We start from the raw sequence: 18684 nt of genomic DNA, 5'->3' as shown, positions 1-18684 counted from the left end.
CGGTATGAAATTATAGCTTTATAATAAAGGATTATTTTAGATTTACAAGTGTTTGGAAGTATATTATTATTTATATACGAAAAGTATAAATAAACACAATATGTGTATTATTTCACATCATGAGAAAAGGGCTACGGAGGGTGAAAGATGAATTTTTTTGACCAGCTGTCAAACAGGGGAATAAAGCTGAATCCAACAGAAGAAAGAATTGTTAATTATTTACTGGAACATTACGGCATATTGCAAGATTTAAAGATCGCCAAGGTGGCGGAGGAGTTATATCTGTCACCCAACTCCATTGTTAGACTTTGTAAAAAGCTGGGCTATCACGGGTTCAGTGAGCTGAAATACCAGATCATACATGACCGGAGACAGTATGGAATAGAGGCCGCTGAGCATCAGACCTCTGTTATGGACAGCTTAAAACAGACACTGGCCATCAATTCACGGCAGAACATTGAGAAAACGGCAAGGCTGATCTATGAAAGCCGCCAGGTGATATTCTTTGCACTGGGTCTTTCCAGGATCGTGGCTCTGGATCTGGCTAAAAAGCTTGAGCATTTAAATAAGATCATTATTGTCCCTGATGACCGTGATAACTGCATCTTATATGCCAATAACTTAACACCGGGACAGATCGCTTTTTTCATCAGTTACTCTGGAAGTACCGATATCATATGCAAGCTCTCCTACATTGCCCAGACCAGGGGAGTTCCCATCGTAACACTTACAGGAATGAGTCAGAACCCGATTTCCGGCAGCAGTGTGGTAAGCCTGTATGCCTATTTTAGGAAACTGAACTACAAGGATGCCGATATTACATCACGGATCGGTTTTTATCTGGTGACAGAATTGATTCTGGAAGAATATATGAAGCTTTTTCGTTTGGAGCAGCATGATATTTTTTAACATGATTCAAACAAAAAAGCGGGCTTTTAAAAGCCCGCATACAATCATATCCCTTCCAAATGCTTTAAAATCTCCCTCTTATATTCCAGAAATTCCTTTGAAATGTTAAAATCCTTATCCCGTGGTTTTGGTTCCTTTATGATGATTTCCTTTGTGATCCTGCCGGGAGATCCGGTCAGCATACAGATGCGGTCTGATAAAAGAATGGCTTCGTCAATGTCATGGGTGATAAAAAGAGTGGAAAGATGAATGTCATCCATCACCTTTAAATACCATTCATGCACCCCGCGCTTGGTCATCATATCAAGAGCGGAAAAGGGTTCATCAAGAAGAGCGATGCGGTTGGAAAACAGATACGTCCTTAAAAGGGCTGCCCTCTGCCTCATACCGCCGGATAGCTGGGAAGGGTACTGTTTCTCCGTCCCCTCCAGTCCAAACTGCTTAAAATATTCTCCCGCCTTTTTCCTGGCCTCTGCTTTCTTCATGCCCTTAATAAGAAGGGGAAGGGCCACATTGTCCACGATGGTGCGGTATGGCAGCAAAAGGTCCTTCTGCAGCATATAGCTGACTGATCCCGGTTTTCCGGTGATTTCTTCTTCATTCAGATACACATGTCCTTCATCCGGCAGAGATAGTCCTGCAATGATATGAAACAGTGTGGTCTTTCCTCCTCCGCTGACTCCAAGAAGAGATACCAGCTCTCCTTCCTTAAGCTCTAAGGATACGCCTTTTAAGACCGTCTTTTCATCAAAGGATTTTGTAATGCCTTCCACCTTTAAGTGTGTCATGGTTTCCTCCTTTTTTTGCAGGCTTTCCTGCATCTGGCAAATGTAGAGGTCAAATCCTCTAAACTTACTGAGGCAGATAATCGTTTGAAAATCCGGCATTTTCCGGAATCTCAGGACTGGAAAGGCCATTCTCATTCAGCCAGCCATAAAACCTGTTCCACCGTTCCGGATCTATAGATCCCCACGCTTTCCCATCGTCCTGATATTTATCCGCCAGATATTTCTGACTTTCCATCACCAGCTTTTCATCAAGCTCCGGCGCAGCCTTAAGCAAGATACGGGCAGCCTCCTCCGGGTCTTTTCCTGCATCCTCATATCCTTTGCTCACAGCCTTTAAAAAGGCTCTGGCTGTCTCTGGCTCCTGCTTTAGGAAATCATTTCCCGCAATAATGACCGGCGTGTAATAATCAAACGCCGGATTCAAATCTGCAAATGCAAAGTAATCCGTATCAAGGCCTTCCACTTCCATTTTGACACCTGCCCATGCATAAAAGATCCAGATGGCATCCACTGTTTTTGATTTTAATGCGGAAACCTCATCGGTAACAGTGCTGGGAATCAGCTGCACTTTGGAAAAGTCGCCTCCACTTTCTTCTACCACATCTTTGACCATGGCCTTTTCCACCGGAATATCCCAGGTAGCATATTTCTTTCCTTCCATTCCCTTAGGAGATGCCATCCCCTCACCTTTTCTGGAAATTATACCGGAGGTGTTATGCTGGATGACCGCTGCCACTGCTGTTATGGGAAGGGCATTTTCCCCTGCCAGGGCCGGAGCCATGGAGTCCTGAAAGGACATTCCAAACTGGGCTTTTCCGGAGGCTACCAGAACTGCCGCCCCATCCTCAGGAGGCTGAACGATTTCTACCTCAAGCCCTTCGGCTTTAAAATATCCCTTTTCCTCAGCCACATAAAGTCCGGTATGATTGGTATTGGGAGTCCAGTCCAGAACAAATGTCACTTTTTTTAAATCCGATGAATTCGTGTTTGCCGCCTGTTTCCCGGTTCCCCCGCAGGCAGTGAGAATTGCGGCAGCCGCTGCCGCCATTAAGATTACCAAACCTGATTTTTTCATATATTCCTCCAATTGTGTCATATCACTGATTATCCCATGGCATGCATTTCTTAGAAAGCACGTCCACTCCTTTCATAAGAAGAAGGCTGATGGCCGATATGAGAAAAATGACCGCAAACATCTTATCAAAGGCAAAGGATTTTTTCACCCGGGTCATGTATACGCCCAGTCCGCCAAAGCCTCCCAGCCATTCGGAGATGACCGCCCCGACCACGGCATAGGAAACCGAGATCCGAAGACTTGCAAAAAACTGCCCCATAGCTCCGGGAAGCTTGATATAGCGAAATATTTTTACGCTTCCGGCTCCCATGGATTTTAAAAGATTCACCGCATCCGGATTCACTGACTTAAAACCCGTAAGCATGCCCACGGTAATGGGAAAGAAGGTGGTTAAGACAATAAGGATCACCTTAGGCGCCATTCCGTAGCCAAACCACAATACCAAAAGAGGGGCGATGGCAACCGTGGGAACGGTCTGTGTCAGAACGATAAGCGGATAAAAAGCCCGGTAAAGTCCTTCAAAATGATCCATGATCACAGCGATCACAAAACCGGTCGCCACCCCCAGGAAAAGCCCGGCAAACGCCTCGGCAAGGGTGATTCCCGCATTGACTGCCAGTACCGGGAATTCCGTGGCCAATGCCCTTCCGACACTGATGGGCGAAGGGAGCAAAAAGCGATCCACAAGACCGAAAGAACTGATCCCCTGCCACAAAACCAGAAGCCCGATAACCGCAGAGCAGGACCAAAGCTTACTTGTGATGCTTAGTGACTTTCTTTTCAATGGTAAGTACCTCCCCTTCCGGCCGGTAGGTGACTTTGATATAAGCGGCAACAGAGGGAGCACCTGCCCTTATGGCAATGTGCTGGCATTCCTTAACAATGTCCATCAGTTCATCATAGTCCCCTTCAATGGCGGTTTCAAAAGGCCCTACATAATAGTTCAGTCCTGTGCTCCTGATATAATCGATCACCTGGTCAACAATACGGATCAGTTCCTCATCATTCTTTGCCTCAGGCAATGTCTGGATCGCTACGCTTGCATTCATGTCTTTTCTCTCCTTTTTGTGTGATGATATAAACAAAGGAAAACTCGCATTGCAGGTTTTTCTTAGTTGTCACGGCATTCGCCGAATGAATATGCAAGCATATTCATCCGGCTCATTGCCCGCGCAAAAAACCCGCCCGGATATCCGGGCGGGTGAACAGGCTTAGCCTGAAAGCTTCCTACGCTGGCATTATCCAGATCAGGTTACAGGGTTTAAAGCAATACTGCCTTATCTCAGCCGGACGTTGTCCAGCACCCCTTTCAATTTTCATTGCAAGTATACATCAGGAAATCGGAAATGTCAATCCCGGCTTCCTAGGACAGCAGATTCTGCATGCTGCTTAAGCTGATCCACAGAGTGGACGTATTATGAAGCAGCGCCGAGGCTGTGGGAGTCATGATCCCACCGACTCCCAGAAGGATAAGGCCTGTATTAAAACCAACGATGCTGCTGTAATTTTTATGTATCCGCTTCATCAGGCTGTCGCTTAACAGCTTCAGTGTAACGATTTCATAAAGATTGTCTGCCGCAATGGTGATATCCGCGATTTCCCTGGCGATCTCAGCGCCGTCACTGATGGCGATCCCCACATCTGCTGCGGAAAGGGCAGGCGAATCGTTGATCCCGTCCCCCACCATGATGACCACATTCCCTGATGCCTTTTCCCGTTCTACAAAACGGGCCTTTTCCTCAGGGAGCACCTCTGAATAATATTCATCTACTCCTACTCTGGCGGCAACCGCCGCTGCTGTCCGTTCGCTGTCGCCTGTCATCATGACCGTTTTTTTAATCCCCGCCTTTTTAAGGGAGTTTATGACTGCCGCAGCCTCCTCCCGAAGGGGATCTTCAATGCAGATCACTGCCGAAAGCTTCTGGTCAACGGCGAGATAAAGGTGGGAACAGTCTCCGGGCAGGCTTTCAAATTTCTCCCGGTAAGCCTCATCAATCTTGCAGCCTTCATCCTCAAAGATAAAATGATGGCTGCCAATGACCACCTTTCTGCCATTTATGTATGAGGCGATACCGTGAGCCACGATGTATTCCACCTTCGAATGCATTTCTTCGTGCTCAAGCCCCTGGTTTCTGGCAGCCGTCACCACTGCCTTTGCCATGGAATGAGGGAAATGCTCCTCCAGGCAGGCGGCGATCCGAAGCATTTCTTCCGGTCTCTCTTCTCCAAAGGTCACCACGTCCTTCACTGTTGGCCTTGCCTTTGTAAGAGTTCCGGTCTTGTCAAAGACAATGGTCACAGCCTCTGCCATTGTCTCCAGATACCTGCCTCCCTTAACGGTTATGTGGTACATGCCCGCCTCCCTTATAGCCGAAAGCACAGAAATGGGCATGGCAAGCTTTAACGCGCAGGAAAAGTCCACCATCAGCACGGAAAGTGCCCTTGTCACATTTCCCGTAAGCAACCAGGTAAGGGCCGTGCCCATAAGAGTATAGGGCACCAGCTTGTCCGCCAGATGGCCGGCCTTGTTTTCCATGGAAGATTTCAGCTTTTCTGATTCCTCAATCATGGTAACGATCTTTTCAAACCGGGTGGAACCGGAAACTTCCCGGACCTTGATGGTCAGTTCTCCTTCCTCCACCACGGTCCCGGCATAAACGTATCCGTCCGCCTCCTTTTTTACAGGAAGAGCTTCCCCTGTTAAGGAAGCCTGATTCACCATACCTTCTCCATAAATCACGGCTCCGTCAAAGGGAATGACATTTCCCATGTGCACCACCACCTCATCCCCAGGTACAATGGAGGAGGCTTCCACCAGCACTTCCTGTCCTCCGCTTAAGAGCCAGACCCTGCTGACATTTAAGGACATGCTTCTGGCTAAGTCTCCAACGGATTTTTTATGGGTCCACTCCTCTAAAAGCTCTCCGATCCCAAGTAAAAACATGACCGAGCCTGCTGTCTCCAGTTCCCCTCGCAGCGCAGATACGCCGATGGCCACGGCATCCAGGACCGCCACCTCAAGCTTCCCTCTAAGAAGAGACTTAATCCCCCTGACCATGTATTTCATAGACTGAAGCCCGATATGGAAAGTCCTTAATGGGCCGGGAATGAAAAGTTTCCTTACTGCCCGCACCATCACTCTGCCTATAAGTTTCTCCTGATACCTGGCAGTCAGTTCACGTCCCGAATGCTCAATCACCCCTGCAGGCACAGAAACAGAATCATACTGAAAACACTTCAGGGCTTCCAGTATTTCCTCCCTGCTTCCAGCGTAGGAGATGACCGCATCGCCAGTGCGCTCATAGACTTTAACCCCGGTCACATTTTTCAAATTGTGAAGGTAATACAACAAAGTGTCGGCTTCCCGGCAGGTCATCCGCTGCTGGGAAAGACGGACCCGGAGCCTTCCTGGTATCTCATGTTTGATGATAAATTTCACGTCTGATCCTCCCTATCGGAAACGGGGTCCTTTTCTTTTGTCTTTTATTGATCCTTACCACTGCCGTCATCAATAATTTCCGATTTCTCCGCAGCCTCAGCTTCCTTTGCGGCCCGCTCTTCATTGATATGCTTTGCTTCCGCAAGGATATCCTCTGCGTTCTCCTGAACCAAGGTGGCCGTCTTCATCACGCAATCCTTTGCCCGCAAAGCGGCGGCTGTACAATTGGTGTAGACCTTCTTCGCATCCTTACTGGAAAGAAGCCTGACTCCCGCCGTTCCAAAGAGCACGCCTCCGGCAAAGATTCCTGCCTTTTTAAGCTTTAAAATATCCCACATCTTTCGTATCCTCCTTTTGTACTTCCAGATTTTACCTTTGTAGTGCAATCATATCAAGCATATTTTTACCAGTCAAATATAATCCTGTTTAATGATAAATTTTATCATCTGCCAGCTGTTTTAGTCACCTGGTCCCAATGCTTTAACGCCAAGGCCCCGATTACCGGATCGTACATCACTCCCAGATTCTTTTCGATTTCTTCATAGCAGTGTTCCATAGAATAAGCGCTCCGGTATCCCCGGTCCGATGTCATGGCATCAATCGAATCGCAGATGGCTATGATCCGCGCTCCCAGAGGGATCTTCTCTCCCTTCAGCCCTTCCGGATATCCTTTTCCGTCAAAGCGTTCATGGTGATAAAGGACAATATCCTTCAGCTCCTTTAAATGACGGGACTTGCTTAAAATATCAGCCCCAATCCTGGGATGCTTTTTCATGGCCGCCCATTCTTCCTCGGAAAGCTTTTCCGGCTTATTTAATACAGAATCAGGAATCCCGATTTTCCCTATGTCATGAAGGTGAGCGGCTATATGTATCTTCTCTATTTCCTTTTTATCAAGCCCTAAAAACTCCGAAAGGGCCAGCGCCATATCGCTCACCCTTTGGGAATGCCCCGCTGTATAGGGGTCTTTGGCATCCAATGCACTCACAATGCATTCGATGATTTCATGATAATCCACGCTGCCTGAACATAATTCTAATTCTGGTCCGCTATCCATAGTTTCTATACTCGTTTCTTTGGTTAGTTTATCCTAACTACATATTAAATGCAATCAGCATTCTCACATTCACAGGGCTTTACTATAATAGAAGATATTTTCTGACCATCTAAATATCCGCAGGCGCTAAGCCCTGCCTGGACCACCTGATTCCAGTTCTTGGCAGAAAGCTGATAAGTAGTCTCATCGTCTAAAACCACCGTACACGCTTCTTCCATAGGACAAGTTTCCGAATAGACGACCTTATACATGTTCTTCCGGCTGATGGCCCCGATTTCTTCCAGGATATTGACCATCCGGTAGACGGTCGCAGCGCCGATGGACTCATCCACGCCTGATGCCTTATAATAAATCTCCTTGCAGCTGGAACATTCATGCTCCAGTATGACATCCAGCAGCGTACAGCGCTGCTTTGTGATCCTGCAGCCTCTTGCCTTCAGCTTCTCAATGATCAGCTCTTTCTGCATTTTTGTCCTGTGATAGCTTCTGGAGTCAGGCATTTTTCTTTTCTCATTGATGTTCGTTTGTCTCTCCACTTGCGTGCCTCCGTTTACAGGTATTTTAAGGCTTTAACAGCTTTTTCTTTCTGCCGCCTCAATTAATGGCAATGTCCTCCGCAATTTTTGCATTCTCCGCCGCACTGAATGGATTTCCCGTTCTTTTTATCACGAATCATGCTTTTTACTGCCAATGCTACCGCTCCGGCAACAACGACTAAAACAACCAGTGTTCCCATAAAGTACCTCCTTATATTTTGAGCCTGCAGGTAAGGTGCAGGCTCTCAGCTGTGGCTGGAGCTTATTTAGCTCCTGCCACGCTGCTTAAATGAATATTTGATGTTTTGTCTTCCTTTGACGGTCTTACCAGCAGGTAAATGAATCCTGCGATCAGGGCAAAGGCAACGATAGTAAAGATTCCAAAAGTTCCTGTGAAAATCAGGGACCCGATCTGGAAAACGCAAAGGGATACGACATAAGCAAGAAGTGTCTGATATCCGACGGCAAACCAGAACCATTTCATATTGTTCATCTCTCTTTTGATAGCTCCCATAGCCGCAAAGCAAGGGGCACAAAGAAGATTGAATATCAGGAAGGAATATGCTGCCAAAGGAGTCATGCTGCTTGCAAGCGTTCCCCAGATTTCAGATCCGTCTTCTGCAACTTCCGCAAAACCGAACAGGATACCGAACGTACCTACTACGTTTTCTTTTGCAATCAGTCCGGTGATAGCTGCAACCGCAGATTTCCAGTCACCCCAGCCAAGAGGTGCGAAGATCCAGCTAACTGTTCCTCCAACTGCCGCAAGAATGCTGTGATCAAGTTCCAAAGCGTCTAACATCCTGAACTGGCCGTCAACCCAGCCAAAGAAGGAAGTAAACCAAACAAAGATAGTTGCCAGAAGAATGATGGTACCTGCCTTTTTAATAAAGGACCAGCCGCGTTCCCACATGCTTCTTAAAATATTTCCAACGGTAGGCATATGGTAAGCCGGAAGTTCCATAACGAAAGGAGCCGGATCTCCTGCAAACATTTTTGTCTTCTTTAAAATAATTCCTGAGCAAATGATGGCTGCTATTCCTACAAAGTAAGCACTTGGAGCCACCCAGGCTGCTCCGCCAAACAAGGCGCCTGCAATCAAAGCGATGATGGGAAGCTTTGCCCCGCAGGGAATAAAGGTAGTTGTCATGATCGTCATCTTACGGTCACGGTCATTTTCAATGGTACGGGAAGCCATAATTCCAGGCACACCGCAGCCGCTTCCGATTAACATCGGGATAAAAGACTTGCCGGAAAGACCAAACCGGCGGAAAATACGGTCCATGATGAAAGCAACTCTCGCCATGTAGCCGCAGGCCTCCAAAAACGCCAGGAAGATGAAAAGCACCAGCATCTGAGGCACGAAACCAAGAACAGCGCCGACACCGGCTATAATACCGTCAAGAATCAGTCCCTGCAGCCAATCCGCACAGCCTACAGCAGTTAAAACACCTTCTACAACAACCGGCACGCCGGGAACTTCCAGACCAAAGAGGCTGAAGCCCTCTCCGAATACGCCGTCATTGGCCCAGTCAGTCGCCCAGGTTCCAACAGTTGTTACCGATACATAATATACAAGAAACATAACCAGCGCAAAGATAGGCAGAGCCAGGAAGCGGTTTGTTACGATCCTGTCGATCTTATCTGAAATTGTCAGCTTTTCTACCTTATTGCGTGTAAAACACTCATGGATGATGGTTGAAATATATACGTAACGCTCATTGGTGATGATGCTTTCGGTGTCGTCATCCATTTCCTTTTCGATCCGGTTGATTTCTTCCGATACATCTGGCACATGCTTCATCTGGGTCTGGATCTTATTATCCTTTTCTAAAAGCTTGATGGCAAAAAAGCGCTTCTGCTCTTCCGGAATCTCATTCCCCAGCTTATCTTCAATAGAATCCAGAACAGATTCCACTTCCGGTGCGAATTTATGGACTGGAACCGTATTGTTTTTTAAATTTGCCAGGGCTACGGCCTTCTTTGCTGCTTCCTGGATTCCGGTTCCCTTTAATGCGGAAATCTCCACAACGTCACAGCCCAGCTTCTGGCTCAGTTTCTGGATATGTATCTTGTCTCCGTTTTTCTCAACAATATCCATCATGTTAACTGCCATGATCACCGGAATACCCAGTTCCATAAGCTGTGTGGACAAGTATAAGTTTCGCTCAATATTGGTTCCATCTACGATATTCAAAATCGCATCGGGGCGATCAGTGATCAGATAATTTCTCGCTACCACCTCTTCCAGGGTATAGGGAGAAAGCGAATAAATGCCGGGAAGGTCCATGATGATCACATCCTTATGGCCTTTCAGCTTTCCTTCTTTCTTCTCTACTGTTACGCCCGGCCAGTTCCCCACAAACTGATTGGATCCCGTAAGCGCGTTAAACAGTGTTGTCTTTCCGCAGTTTGGATTACCTGCTAATGCAATCTTAATTGACATACTCTACCTCTTTCTGCCTGTCAGCACCTGATTTGTCAGGTATTAGTCATACCTAACTCATTGGTAAAAAACAATTATTCTACAAGGATCATATCTGCATCCGCTTTCCGCAGAGACAATTCATATCCTCTTACCGTCACTTCGACCGGATCCCCAAGGGGTGCAACCTTTCTTACGTAAATGTCCACACCTTTTGTGATTCCCATGTCCATGATCCGTCTCTTGACCGGCCCTTCCCCGGTGAGCTTTGTTACTTTAACTGTTTTTCCGCATGGAATTTCCTTTAATGTCATTGTCTTTTCTCCTTCTCTATTCCACCAGGATCTTATTGGCCATATCCTTCCCAATCGCCACTCTGGAATCCTTAACGTTTACAATCATATTTCCGCCCATTTCAGAAACAACGGTCACAACTCCACCGGAAACAAAACCCAGATTCTCTAAAAAGCGTCTTGTTTCTTCCTTGCCGCCTACCTTGCGGATCACATTAGGTTCACCTGTTTTCACCATTGTCAGAGGCATCATCCATCATCTTCTTTCTTTTTCATATTGCCCTTGCATTTCTGGCAGGGGCCAGCCCCGCACTGCGGAACGATAGGTATACCTGTAATATATTCCTTTATTTATATTAATGAGAATCATTCCCATTACGCAATAGTTAGTATACACTAACGCAGGGCAATTGTCAAGATTTTTGTGAAATCTTTTTGTCCATCACGGAAAGAAAAGCTGCGGCAAAATAACAACTATCTTGCCGCAGCCCCTCTATATTGTTTTACCAGATTTTCACCCGCTTTTGGGGTGCCACGTACATGGCATCCCCCTCCTTTATTTCGGGATAAGCCTTATAGAAAGCGTCGGAAGCGCTAAGCACTGCATTAACCCTCACCTTGGCTGGAGAATGAACATCCGTGTTTAACCTCCTGATCATGCTTTCCGGTGTATATTTCGCTGCCCATATGGTTGCAAACTGCTCAAAAACCAGCTTTAGGCTCTCTGCATCATCTCCCACTATGGAGGTGATGCAGGCCATGGAACCGAGATCCGCGATATTCTCATTTAAAGTCTGTGCTCCGTTTACGTGACGTCCTTTATAACCTTCCTGCCCGTCATAGTAGGCCACCACCTGGTCCGCCAGCTGTTTAAATTTGGCCCTGTCCTCACTGGTCCACCATACATGGTAATTTCCATTTTCGTCATAAAGGGAGCCGGAGGAATCAAAGGCATGGCTGACTTCATGGGCAATGACCGTTCCGATCCCTCCCAGATTCGATGCATAATCCTTGTCAGCATCATAGAAAGGAGCCTGCAAAATGGCGGCAGGGAATACGATTTCATTTCCAGTGGGATTATAATAGGCATTCACCGTCTGAGGCGTCATGCCCCATTCCGTTTTATCCACCGGTTTACGGACCTTTTCCCTGTTCACAGTATTTTGGGCCTTTGTCAGGGAGATGACATTATTAATTAAGTTTCCCCCTTTTTCAATTGGTGTAATGGTGGCTTTTGCATAATCATTGGGCCATTTATCCGGATATCCGATCTTAAGGGTCATGTTGTCCAGCTTTTTAATTGCGGCTGACTTTGTTTCTTCTCCCATCCAGTCCAAACCCATAATCTGCTTTTTGTAATTCTCAAGGATATGGCGGACCATCTCTTCAATGGCCGTCTTATCTTCCTTGGAAAAACGCTTTTCCACGTACAGCCTGCCGAATTCAAACCCAAGCATATTCTGGGTCCTTTCACTGGCCAGCTTCTGGTCTGTCTTTCTTTCCTTAATTCCGTTCTGTGTATTATTCCAGTCCTGATAATTATCTCTGATTTCAGGGGTAAGGTATGGCGCGAAATCATCCACCAGGCAGAATATGGAATAGTTCTTTAAAACAGGGAGATGATCGTTTGTCAGGTACTTACCGATTTTTACCATCTGCGCCTTCTGGGTCACCACTAAGGTTTCAACATCGTCCAGTCCGGCCGGCGTAAGATAAGAGTCGGCAGCACCTTCCGGAAGCAAACCTTTTATATCCTTCATGGAATAAGGGTTGTATATGATATCAGGGTCATTTTGCTGGCTTAAGGGAAGGGCACTTGCAGCCAGATCCTTCTGGAGCGCCATAACATCAGCGGCCGCCTTTTCTGCCTCCTCACGGCTCATGCCCGTATATTCCAGGGTACTTCTGATGTAGTCCTGATACTGGTCCATCAGCATTGCCTGGGTCTTATCCTCCAGTGTTTCCTTTCCAGGCCCCAGATCCGCCCCATCCACATACAGGGCATACCGGCTGGAATCCTTCAAATCTTCCATCCACTGTACCGTAAGAATGCTGTTCACTCCCAGATCTCCATAGATGTTGCCCACTGCTTTCAAATACCCATCGATGTCTGAGGCATTGCTTAACTTATCCAGATAGGGCTTAAGCTGACCAAACCCTGCTTTTTCCCGCCCTTTCATATCCAGGGCCGTCAAATATAAGTCCGCAATTTTCTGCTCCAGGGAACCTGGCTTTGCCTGTTTCCGGTTCTTTACAGCCTCTTCCAATACTCCATCAAGAACTTCATAGGAGTCCCTATCCAGTTGGTAAAAATAACTCCACCCGCTGGAATCCTTTGGTATTTCCACCTGGTCCAGGATTTGCTGGTCCACATATTCATAATAGTCATCCTCCAGCCGTACTCTGTCTGACTGATCCGCTGCAGCGCTTCCCGCTTCCCCCTGAACGTTGACCGGCTGGGCCGCTGTCTGCTCCGGCGGTGTCTCCGCCTTCTTCCGGCACCCGGTCAGGAGAAGAGACAGCATTAAAATGGCTGCCAGACAGAACTTGATCCTGTTTTTCATATTGTACCTCACTTCTTTCTACAGGTTTTTTGCACTAAAAAGGAAGTGGATTTCTCCACTTCCTTATCGGTTCTATCTTCTATTATGCTTAAACTTCGTCAGAATATACTGCTCCACCGTCTGCAGCCTCATCCTGTGACTGAAGTGCTTTGATGCTTAAACTGATCTTTTTATCGCCTTCGTTGAAATCAACCACTCTGGCCTCGATTTCCTGGCCGATCGCCAGAACATCAGCAGGTTTATCCACATGCTCCTTGGAGATCTGGGATACGTGAAGCAGTGCATCCACGCCTGGCTCCAGCTCAACAAATGCGCCGAAATCCGTCATACGTGCAACTCTTCCGCTTACTACGTTGCCTACTGCATATTTTGCAGAAGCATCCTTCCACGGATTTGTCTCCGGGAACTTTAAGCTGAGGGCGATCTTATCACCGTTGATATCCTTAACCAGGACTTCTATTTTCTCTCCGGCCTTGAAAGCTTTCTTCGGGCTCTCTACTCTGCCCCAGCTCATCTCGGAAATATGAAGCAGGCCGTCAGCACCGCCAAGATCAATAAATGCACCAAAATCGGTTACATTCTTGATGGTACCTTCTACCACATCACCTGTATGGATTCTTTCAAATAATTCCTTCTGCAGCTCGGCTCTTCTTGCTACCATGATCTGCTTTCTGTCGCCGATGATTCTTCTTCTCTTAGGATTGAATTCGGTTATTACAAATTCAATCTCCTTATCTGCATACTTGGATAAATCCTTCTCATAGCTATCGGATACCAGGCTAGCAGGAATGAAGACTCTTGCTCCATCTACAACCACACTTAAACCACCGTCAAGTACCTGCGCAACTTTTGCAATAAGTACCTCGTGGCTTTCAAATGCTTCTTCTAATCTCTTATTGCCTCTGTCTGCTGCCAATCTCTTGTAAGACAGGGCTACCTGGCCTTCGCCATCGTTTACCTTGATGACTTTGGCTTCCATCTCTTCTCCAACCTGTACAACCGTTGTAAGATCTAAATTCTGGTCATCCGTGTACTCACTACGCGGAATGATGCCGTCAGACTTGTAACCTATATTCAAGACGATTTCATCTTCTTTTACGTCGATGACTTTACCAGTGACGATCTCTCCTGTACGTATAGTTTTCAATGATTCTTCTAACATTTGTTCAAAACTTAATTCTGACATTAGTATGAACCTCCTCGATAATATAATTCGGGGTTGAAGCCCCGGCTGTAATACCTACGCTGCGCACAGAATTTCCACAATCAGGATCTAAATCACCTAGTGTCTGGATATAGTAAGTGTTCTTACATTCCCTTCGGCATATTTCGTACAGCTTCTGGGTATTGGAACTACTTTTTCCGCCTATAACAATCATGGCATCCACTTCTGAAGCTATCCGCTTTGCTTCCACCTGTCTTTCCTGTGTTGCATTGCAAATCGTATTTAAAACAAGTATATCATACCGCGTTTCAGAAATTTTTTCAACTAAATCTTGAAATTTATTGTAATTAAATGTCGTCTGTGATACAATACACAGCTTTTCCCCTTCCGATAGAGCTAATCTTTCCACTTGCTCGGGTGTTTCCACCACTAAAGTATTGTCATTTCCCCAGCCTTTAATACCTTCCACCTCTGGATGGGATTCATTCCCGATGATAAGAAGCCGCCTGCCCGCCTGATTTTGCTCCTCGGCAATCCTGTGGATCTTCTTCACATAGGGACAGGTTGCGTCTACAATCTCGATCCCGTTTTGCTCCATGATCTCATAAATCCGCTTCCCTACTCCGTGGGACCTTATGACAACGACTGCGTCTCTGACCTTCTCAAGCTCCTCTTCCGAATGAATGACCTTTACTCCCTTTTCCTCTAAATCACGCACCACTTCCTCGTTATGGATGATGGGGCCATAGGTATAGATGGGCTTGTCATCTCTTTTCAGCTGTTCATAAACCTGTTCCACCGCCCGCTTTACTCCAAAGCAGAACCCGGCGGATTTGGCAACGATCACTTCCATAGGCTTCCTCCTTCTGCTTTTCTTTCCTGAAAAAGTGCAAGAATCCGGTCCACTACCTGAGGAATGGTCATGGAGGAAGAATCTAAAAGGACTGCATCCTCTGCCTGCTTAAGGGGAGAATTCTCCCGGTTCATATCCCGGTAATCCCGTTCAATGATATCCTTTTCAATGTCATCAAGGCTGCATTCTTCTCCCTTTGCCTTAAGCTCCTCATACCGCCTTCTAGCCCGGACCAGGCTGCTGGCCGTTAAATAAATCTTTAAGTCCGCCCTGGGAAGCACGCAGGTTCCAATATCCCGGCCATCCATAATGACATTTTCTTCTAAGGCCAGATTCTGTTGAAGCTCCACCAGTTTATTGCGCACCGGCATGTAAATGGAAACCGCAGAAGCCATGGCGCTGACCTCCTCTGTACGGATCAGTCCGGAAACATTTTCACCGTTTAAGATCACCTGCTGCATCCCGTTCTCATAGGCAATGGTTACGTTCACCTCTCCGGCCGACTTTGAAATCCCTTCCTCATCACCTGCCGGTATCCCATTTCTCAAAAAATGCAGCGCCATAGCGCGGTACATAGCTCCCGTATCCACATAAACGAAATGAAGCTTTTCTGCAACAGACCTTGCAATGGTGCTCTTTCCTGCACCGGCCGGTCCGTCGATGGCTATATTATAAACTTTTTTCATCCTTTGAATTTCTCCTCTCCGGCAGCACTTCCGGCCGCCCATCCCGTAGACCAGGCGATTTGCAAATTAAAGCCTCCGGTCACTGCATCTAAATCCAGCACTTCTCCGGCAAAATAAAGGCCGGGAAGAAGCTTGGATTCCAGGGTGGAAGGGTTAACCTCCTTAACAGAAACACCTCCCTGGGTGATGATGGCTTCATTGTAGCCCCGAAGTCCTGTAAGCGTCAGAAGAAAGCCTTTGGTTGCGCGGACAAGACGCTGGCGTTCTTCCCTGGTGATTTCATTGACCTTCTTCTCCGGCGGGATTTTGCTTCGATCCACCATGACCGGCACCAGCTTGGAAGGATACAAATGATCCAGAGAATTCTTGAACTGCTTGTTTGCGGCCTCTTCAAAATCCCGCAGAATCCTGGTGTCAAGCTGTTCTTCGGAAAGAGCCGGCTTTAAGTCAATGGAAAGAGTCAGAGGCCCCTTCTTCAGTTCCTTTACCGCATAGCTGCTGGCGCTTAAAAGTACCGGACCGCTGACCCCGTAATGGGTAAACAGCATTTCACCGAATTCCTTATAAACCACCTTTTTTCCGTTTAATATGGATGCCTCCACATTGCGCAGGGATAAGCCCTGCAGCTCCTTTACCACCGGCTCCTCTGCCACAAAGGGAACCAGGGCGGGAGAAAGAGGGGTAACCTTATGGCCGGCTTCTTTTGCCAGCTCATAACCGTCTCCTGTGGAGCCGGTGGCCTGATAGGACAATCCGCCGCAGGCTGCGATCACGGAATCTCCGTACACCTTTGCCTTTTTCCCGGCCTCTTTTATCACCAGCCCCAAAAGGGCGCCATCCTCTATCAAAAGATTCTCCACCTGGGTTCTGTAATGGATGGAGACTCCAAGATCTAAAAGCCTTTTTGTAAGAGCCTTTATTACATCTGAAGACTTATCGGAAGCCGGAAACACCCGGTTGCCCCGCTCTGTCTTTAAGGGACAGCCAAGCTCTTCCAGCACGTCCATCATATCAAAATTGGTAAAGCCGTAAAAGCTGCTGTAAAGGAATTTGGCATTGGTCACTACGTTTCCGAACAGCTCCTCTGTATCACAGGCATTGGTCACATTGCAGCGTCCCTTGCCGGTGATATAGACCTTCTTTCCAAGTTTTTCATTTTTCTCAAAAATGTGGACGGTACCGCCCTTCATGGCTGCTGCTATTCCAGCCAGCATACCTGCAGCGCCACCGCCCACGATTAAAACCGTATTCATGCCTATTCCTCTTTCTATCCCTGAAAGGGATTTCCCCTTTTACCCGCAGGGTGTTTTCTCCTGCTTTCATTCACCATTTTTCTACTTTACACGAAAAAGAGCGAAAAAACAAGCGGTCATGAATTTTTCTTACTTTTTTTTATCTCTGACTCCAAAGCCTCCACAACGGTTTTTAACACCTTGATCCTGGCATAATACTTACAGTTCGCCTCCACGACCACCCATGGAGCATAGGTGGTGGAAGTACGTACCAGCATCTCATTGACCGCGGCTTCATACTGATCCCATTTTTCCCGGTTTCTCCAGTCTTCCTCCGTGATCTTCCACTGCTTGGACGGATTTTCCTGACGCTCCTTAAAGCGTTTTTCCTGTTCTTCCTTATCAATATGGAGCCAGAATTTAATGACAACGGCACCGGCATTTGCCATGTGGTTCTCCATCTCGTTGATTTCCTGATAAGCCTGCTTCCACTCAGCCTCGCTGCAAAAGCCCTCGATCCGCTCCACCAGGACCCGGCCGTACCAGGTCCGGTCAAAGATGGCGATATGGCCTGCTTTGGGCACATGATTCCAGAAACGCCACAGGTAATGGTGGACCCGTTCCATATCATTGGGAGCCGAGGTGGGATATACCTTATAGCCTCTGGGGTCCAGATGGCTGGTCAGGCGCTTGATCGCACCGCCCTTTCCTGCCGCATCCCAGCCCTCAAAGCCCAGGACTACAGGGATCCTTAACCGGTAGATCTGGCTGTGAAGGGATTCCAGCTTTTCCTTTAGCTGTCTCATCTCCTTCTTATATTCTTCCTTTGTCATGGTCTTTGATAAGTCCACGCCGGATAAGACTCCGCTCTGGTATTTCTCCGAACGGACCGGCACCTCTTTTTCTTTTCTCTCTCCCCTAAGCTTCCTCTGCCTTAGGGCATCCTCTAAGCAGTCCGCCACCTGTGTTATGATTTTTGCGGAGGCATATTCCCTGTCAGTGCCTTCAATGATGGTCCACGGGGCGTAGTCCATATCCGTCCTTTGAAGCATTTCCTCAGAGATCTCCAGAAAACGGCCGTATTCCTTATTCCTTCTCCAGTCCTCTTCTGTCACCCGCCAGCTGGTTTCCTTCGATTCTTCCAGCCGGTTAAACCGCTTTTTTTGCTCCTCCTTAGAAATATAGAGGAACAGCTTTATGATGACCATGCCGTCATCGGTCAGCTGCCGCTCAAAGGACTGAATATCCTGAAAAGCCTCTGGCAGAGCCGCTTCCGGGATCTTGCCTTCAAACCGCTCTATGGTCACCTGCCGGTACCAGCTTCTGTCAAAGAGGGCGATCCTGCCCTGGGCCGGAAGCTTGGTCCAAAAGCGCCATAAAAACGGGCGCATCCGTTCCTCTTCCGTTGATTTATCATTGGCATATACATCAAAACCCCTGGGATCCAGCGCCTGGATCAAGCGGTTGATCTGGGTGCCCTTACCTGATGCGCCCATGCCCTCGAACACGATCATGACAGGAATTCCTGCCTCCTTGCACTCCCGCTGCAAAAGTCCCAGCCTTTCGCTCTGCTTCGTTTTAGTTTCTTTATAGGTTTCTTTGTCTATTTTTTTTGATAAATCAAGTTTCTCCAGCATAAACCGTCCCTCCTTTGTTTAAACC

The 18684-nt window shown here is 47.3% G+C and carries 19 protein-coding genes and 1 riboswitch; of the genes, 1 reads left to right on the top strand and 18 read right to left on the bottom strand.

Annotated elements, in window-relative coordinates; all coding sequences use genetic code 11:
* Window positions 1–147 precede the first annotated feature (147 nt).
* Window positions 148–909, top strand: a complete 762-nt coding sequence (locus RT269_RS08665; RefSeq protein WP_313181903.1) for a MurR/RpiR family transcriptional regulator — start codon at window positions 148–150, stop codon at window positions 907–909.
* A 44-nt stretch (window positions 910–953) separates the two neighbouring features.
* On the opposite strand, the gene RT269_RS08660 is transcribed toward RT269_RS08665, so the two are convergent.
* From RT269_RS08660 to pap, 18 genes are all read right to left on the bottom strand, one after another.
* Window positions 954–1697 carry an ABC transporter ATP-binding protein gene (locus RT269_RS08660; protein ID WP_313181902.1) on the bottom strand — a complete coding sequence of 248 codons (744 nt, stop codon included), beginning with the start codon at window positions 1695–1697 and terminating at the stop codon, window positions 954–956.
* A 64-nt stretch (window positions 1698–1761) separates the two neighbouring features.
* Entirely contained in the window at window positions 1762–2772 is a 1011-nt protein-coding gene (locus RT269_RS08655) for an ABC transporter substrate-binding protein (protein WP_313181901.1), read from the bottom strand.
* Window positions 2773–2794: 22 nt separating this feature from the next.
* Complete coding sequence (locus tag RT269_RS08650; RefSeq protein ID WP_313181900.1) at window positions 2795–3556, bottom strand: ABC transporter permease; 762 nt, start codon at window positions 3554–3556, stop codon at window positions 2795–2797.
* Complete coding sequence (locus RT269_RS08645; RefSeq protein WP_013271682.1) at window positions 3525–3821, bottom strand: thiamine-binding protein; 297 nt, start codon at window positions 3819–3821, stop codon at window positions 3525–3527. Before RT269_RS08645 ends, RT269_RS08650 begins: the two co-directional genes overlap by 32 nt.
* Before the next feature lie 157 nt (window positions 3822–3978).
* Window positions 3979–4088: riboswitch (TPP riboswitch) on the bottom strand.
* A 47-nt stretch (window positions 4089–4135) separates the two neighbouring features.
* Window positions 4136–6211: a heavy metal translocating P-type ATPase gene (locus tag RT269_RS08640; protein WP_313181898.1), complete on the bottom strand. Its 2076-nt coding sequence runs from the start codon at window positions 6209–6211 to the stop codon at window positions 4136–4138.
* A gap of 44 nt (window positions 6212–6255) precedes the next feature.
* Window positions 6256–6549 carry a DUF6110 family protein gene (locus tag RT269_RS08635; RefSeq protein WP_313181897.1) on the bottom strand — a complete coding sequence of 98 codons (294 nt, stop codon included), beginning with the start codon at window positions 6547–6549 and terminating at the stop codon, window positions 6256–6258.
* 104 nt (window positions 6550–6653) lie between these two features.
* Window positions 6654–7268, bottom strand: coding sequence for an HD-GYP domain-containing protein (locus RT269_RS08630; protein WP_313181896.1), 615 nt, complete (start codon window positions 7266–7268; stop codon window positions 6654–6656).
* Between the two features lie 44 nt (window positions 7269–7312).
* Window positions 7313–7768, bottom strand: a complete 456-nt coding sequence (locus RT269_RS08625; protein WP_313181958.1) for a transcriptional repressor — start codon at window positions 7766–7768, stop codon at window positions 7313–7315.
* A 98-nt stretch (window positions 7769–7866) separates the two neighbouring features.
* Window positions 7867–8004 (bottom strand): FeoB-associated Cys-rich membrane protein, encoded by a 138-nt coding sequence (locus RT269_RS08620; protein WP_054740533.1) that lies wholly within the window; start codon window positions 8002–8004, stop codon window positions 7867–7869.
* Between the two features lie 62 nt (window positions 8005–8066).
* The gene (feoB, locus tag RT269_RS08615) at window positions 8067–10250 is read right to left on the bottom strand and encodes a ferrous iron transport protein B (protein WP_313181895.1); all 2184 of its coding nucleotides are present in this window, start codon (window positions 10248–10250) and stop codon (window positions 8067–8069) included.
* Window positions 10251–10324: 74 nt separating this feature from the next.
* Window positions 10325–10543, bottom strand: a complete 219-nt coding sequence (locus tag RT269_RS08610; RefSeq protein WP_313181893.1) for a FeoA family protein — start codon at window positions 10541–10543, stop codon at window positions 10325–10327.
* Between the two features lie 16 nt (window positions 10544–10559).
* Complete coding sequence (locus RT269_RS08605; protein WP_024291471.1) at window positions 10560–10775, bottom strand: FeoA family protein; 216 nt, start codon at window positions 10773–10775, stop codon at window positions 10560–10562.
* Window positions 10776–11025: 250 nt separating this feature from the next.
* Window positions 11026–13086, bottom strand: a complete 2061-nt coding sequence (locus RT269_RS08600; protein ID WP_313181892.1) for a M13 family metallopeptidase — start codon at window positions 13084–13086, stop codon at window positions 11026–11028.
* Between the two features lie 88 nt (window positions 13087–13174).
* Window positions 13175–14272, bottom strand: coding sequence for a 30S ribosomal protein S1 (gene rpsA / locus RT269_RS08595; protein ID WP_313181891.1), 1098 nt, complete (start codon window positions 14270–14272; stop codon window positions 13175–13177).
* Window positions 14253–15104 carry a 4-hydroxy-3-methylbut-2-enyl diphosphate reductase gene (gene ispH / locus RT269_RS08590; protein WP_313181890.1) on the bottom strand — a complete coding sequence of 284 codons (852 nt, stop codon included), beginning with the start codon at window positions 15102–15104 and terminating at the stop codon, window positions 14253–14255. Before ispH ends, rpsA begins: the two co-directional genes overlap by 20 nt.
* The gene (gene cmk, locus RT269_RS08585; protein WP_313181888.1) at window positions 15095–15790 is read right to left on the bottom strand and encodes a (d)CMP kinase; all 696 of its coding nucleotides are present in this window, start codon (window positions 15788–15790) and stop codon (window positions 15095–15097) included. The genes ispH and cmk overlap by 10 nt, the downstream gene beginning before the upstream one ends.
* Window positions 15787–17043: an NAD(P)/FAD-dependent oxidoreductase gene (locus tag RT269_RS08580; protein ID WP_313181887.1), complete on the bottom strand. Its 1257-nt coding sequence runs from the start codon at window positions 17041–17043 to the stop codon at window positions 15787–15789. Before RT269_RS08580 ends, cmk begins: the two co-directional genes overlap by 4 nt.
* Before the next feature lie 116 nt (window positions 17044–17159).
* Window positions 17160–18659, bottom strand: a complete 1500-nt coding sequence (gene pap, locus RT269_RS08575; protein ID WP_313181886.1) for a polyphosphate:AMP phosphotransferase — start codon at window positions 18657–18659, stop codon at window positions 17160–17162.
* Window positions 18660–18684: the final 25 nt, after the last annotated feature.

Source organism: Lacrimispora sp., from assembly GCF_032078915.1.
Lineage (GTDB): Bacteria > Bacillota > Clostridia > Lachnospirales > Lachnospiraceae > Lacrimispora.
This window is presented reverse-complemented; position numbering and strand designations above follow the sequence as displayed.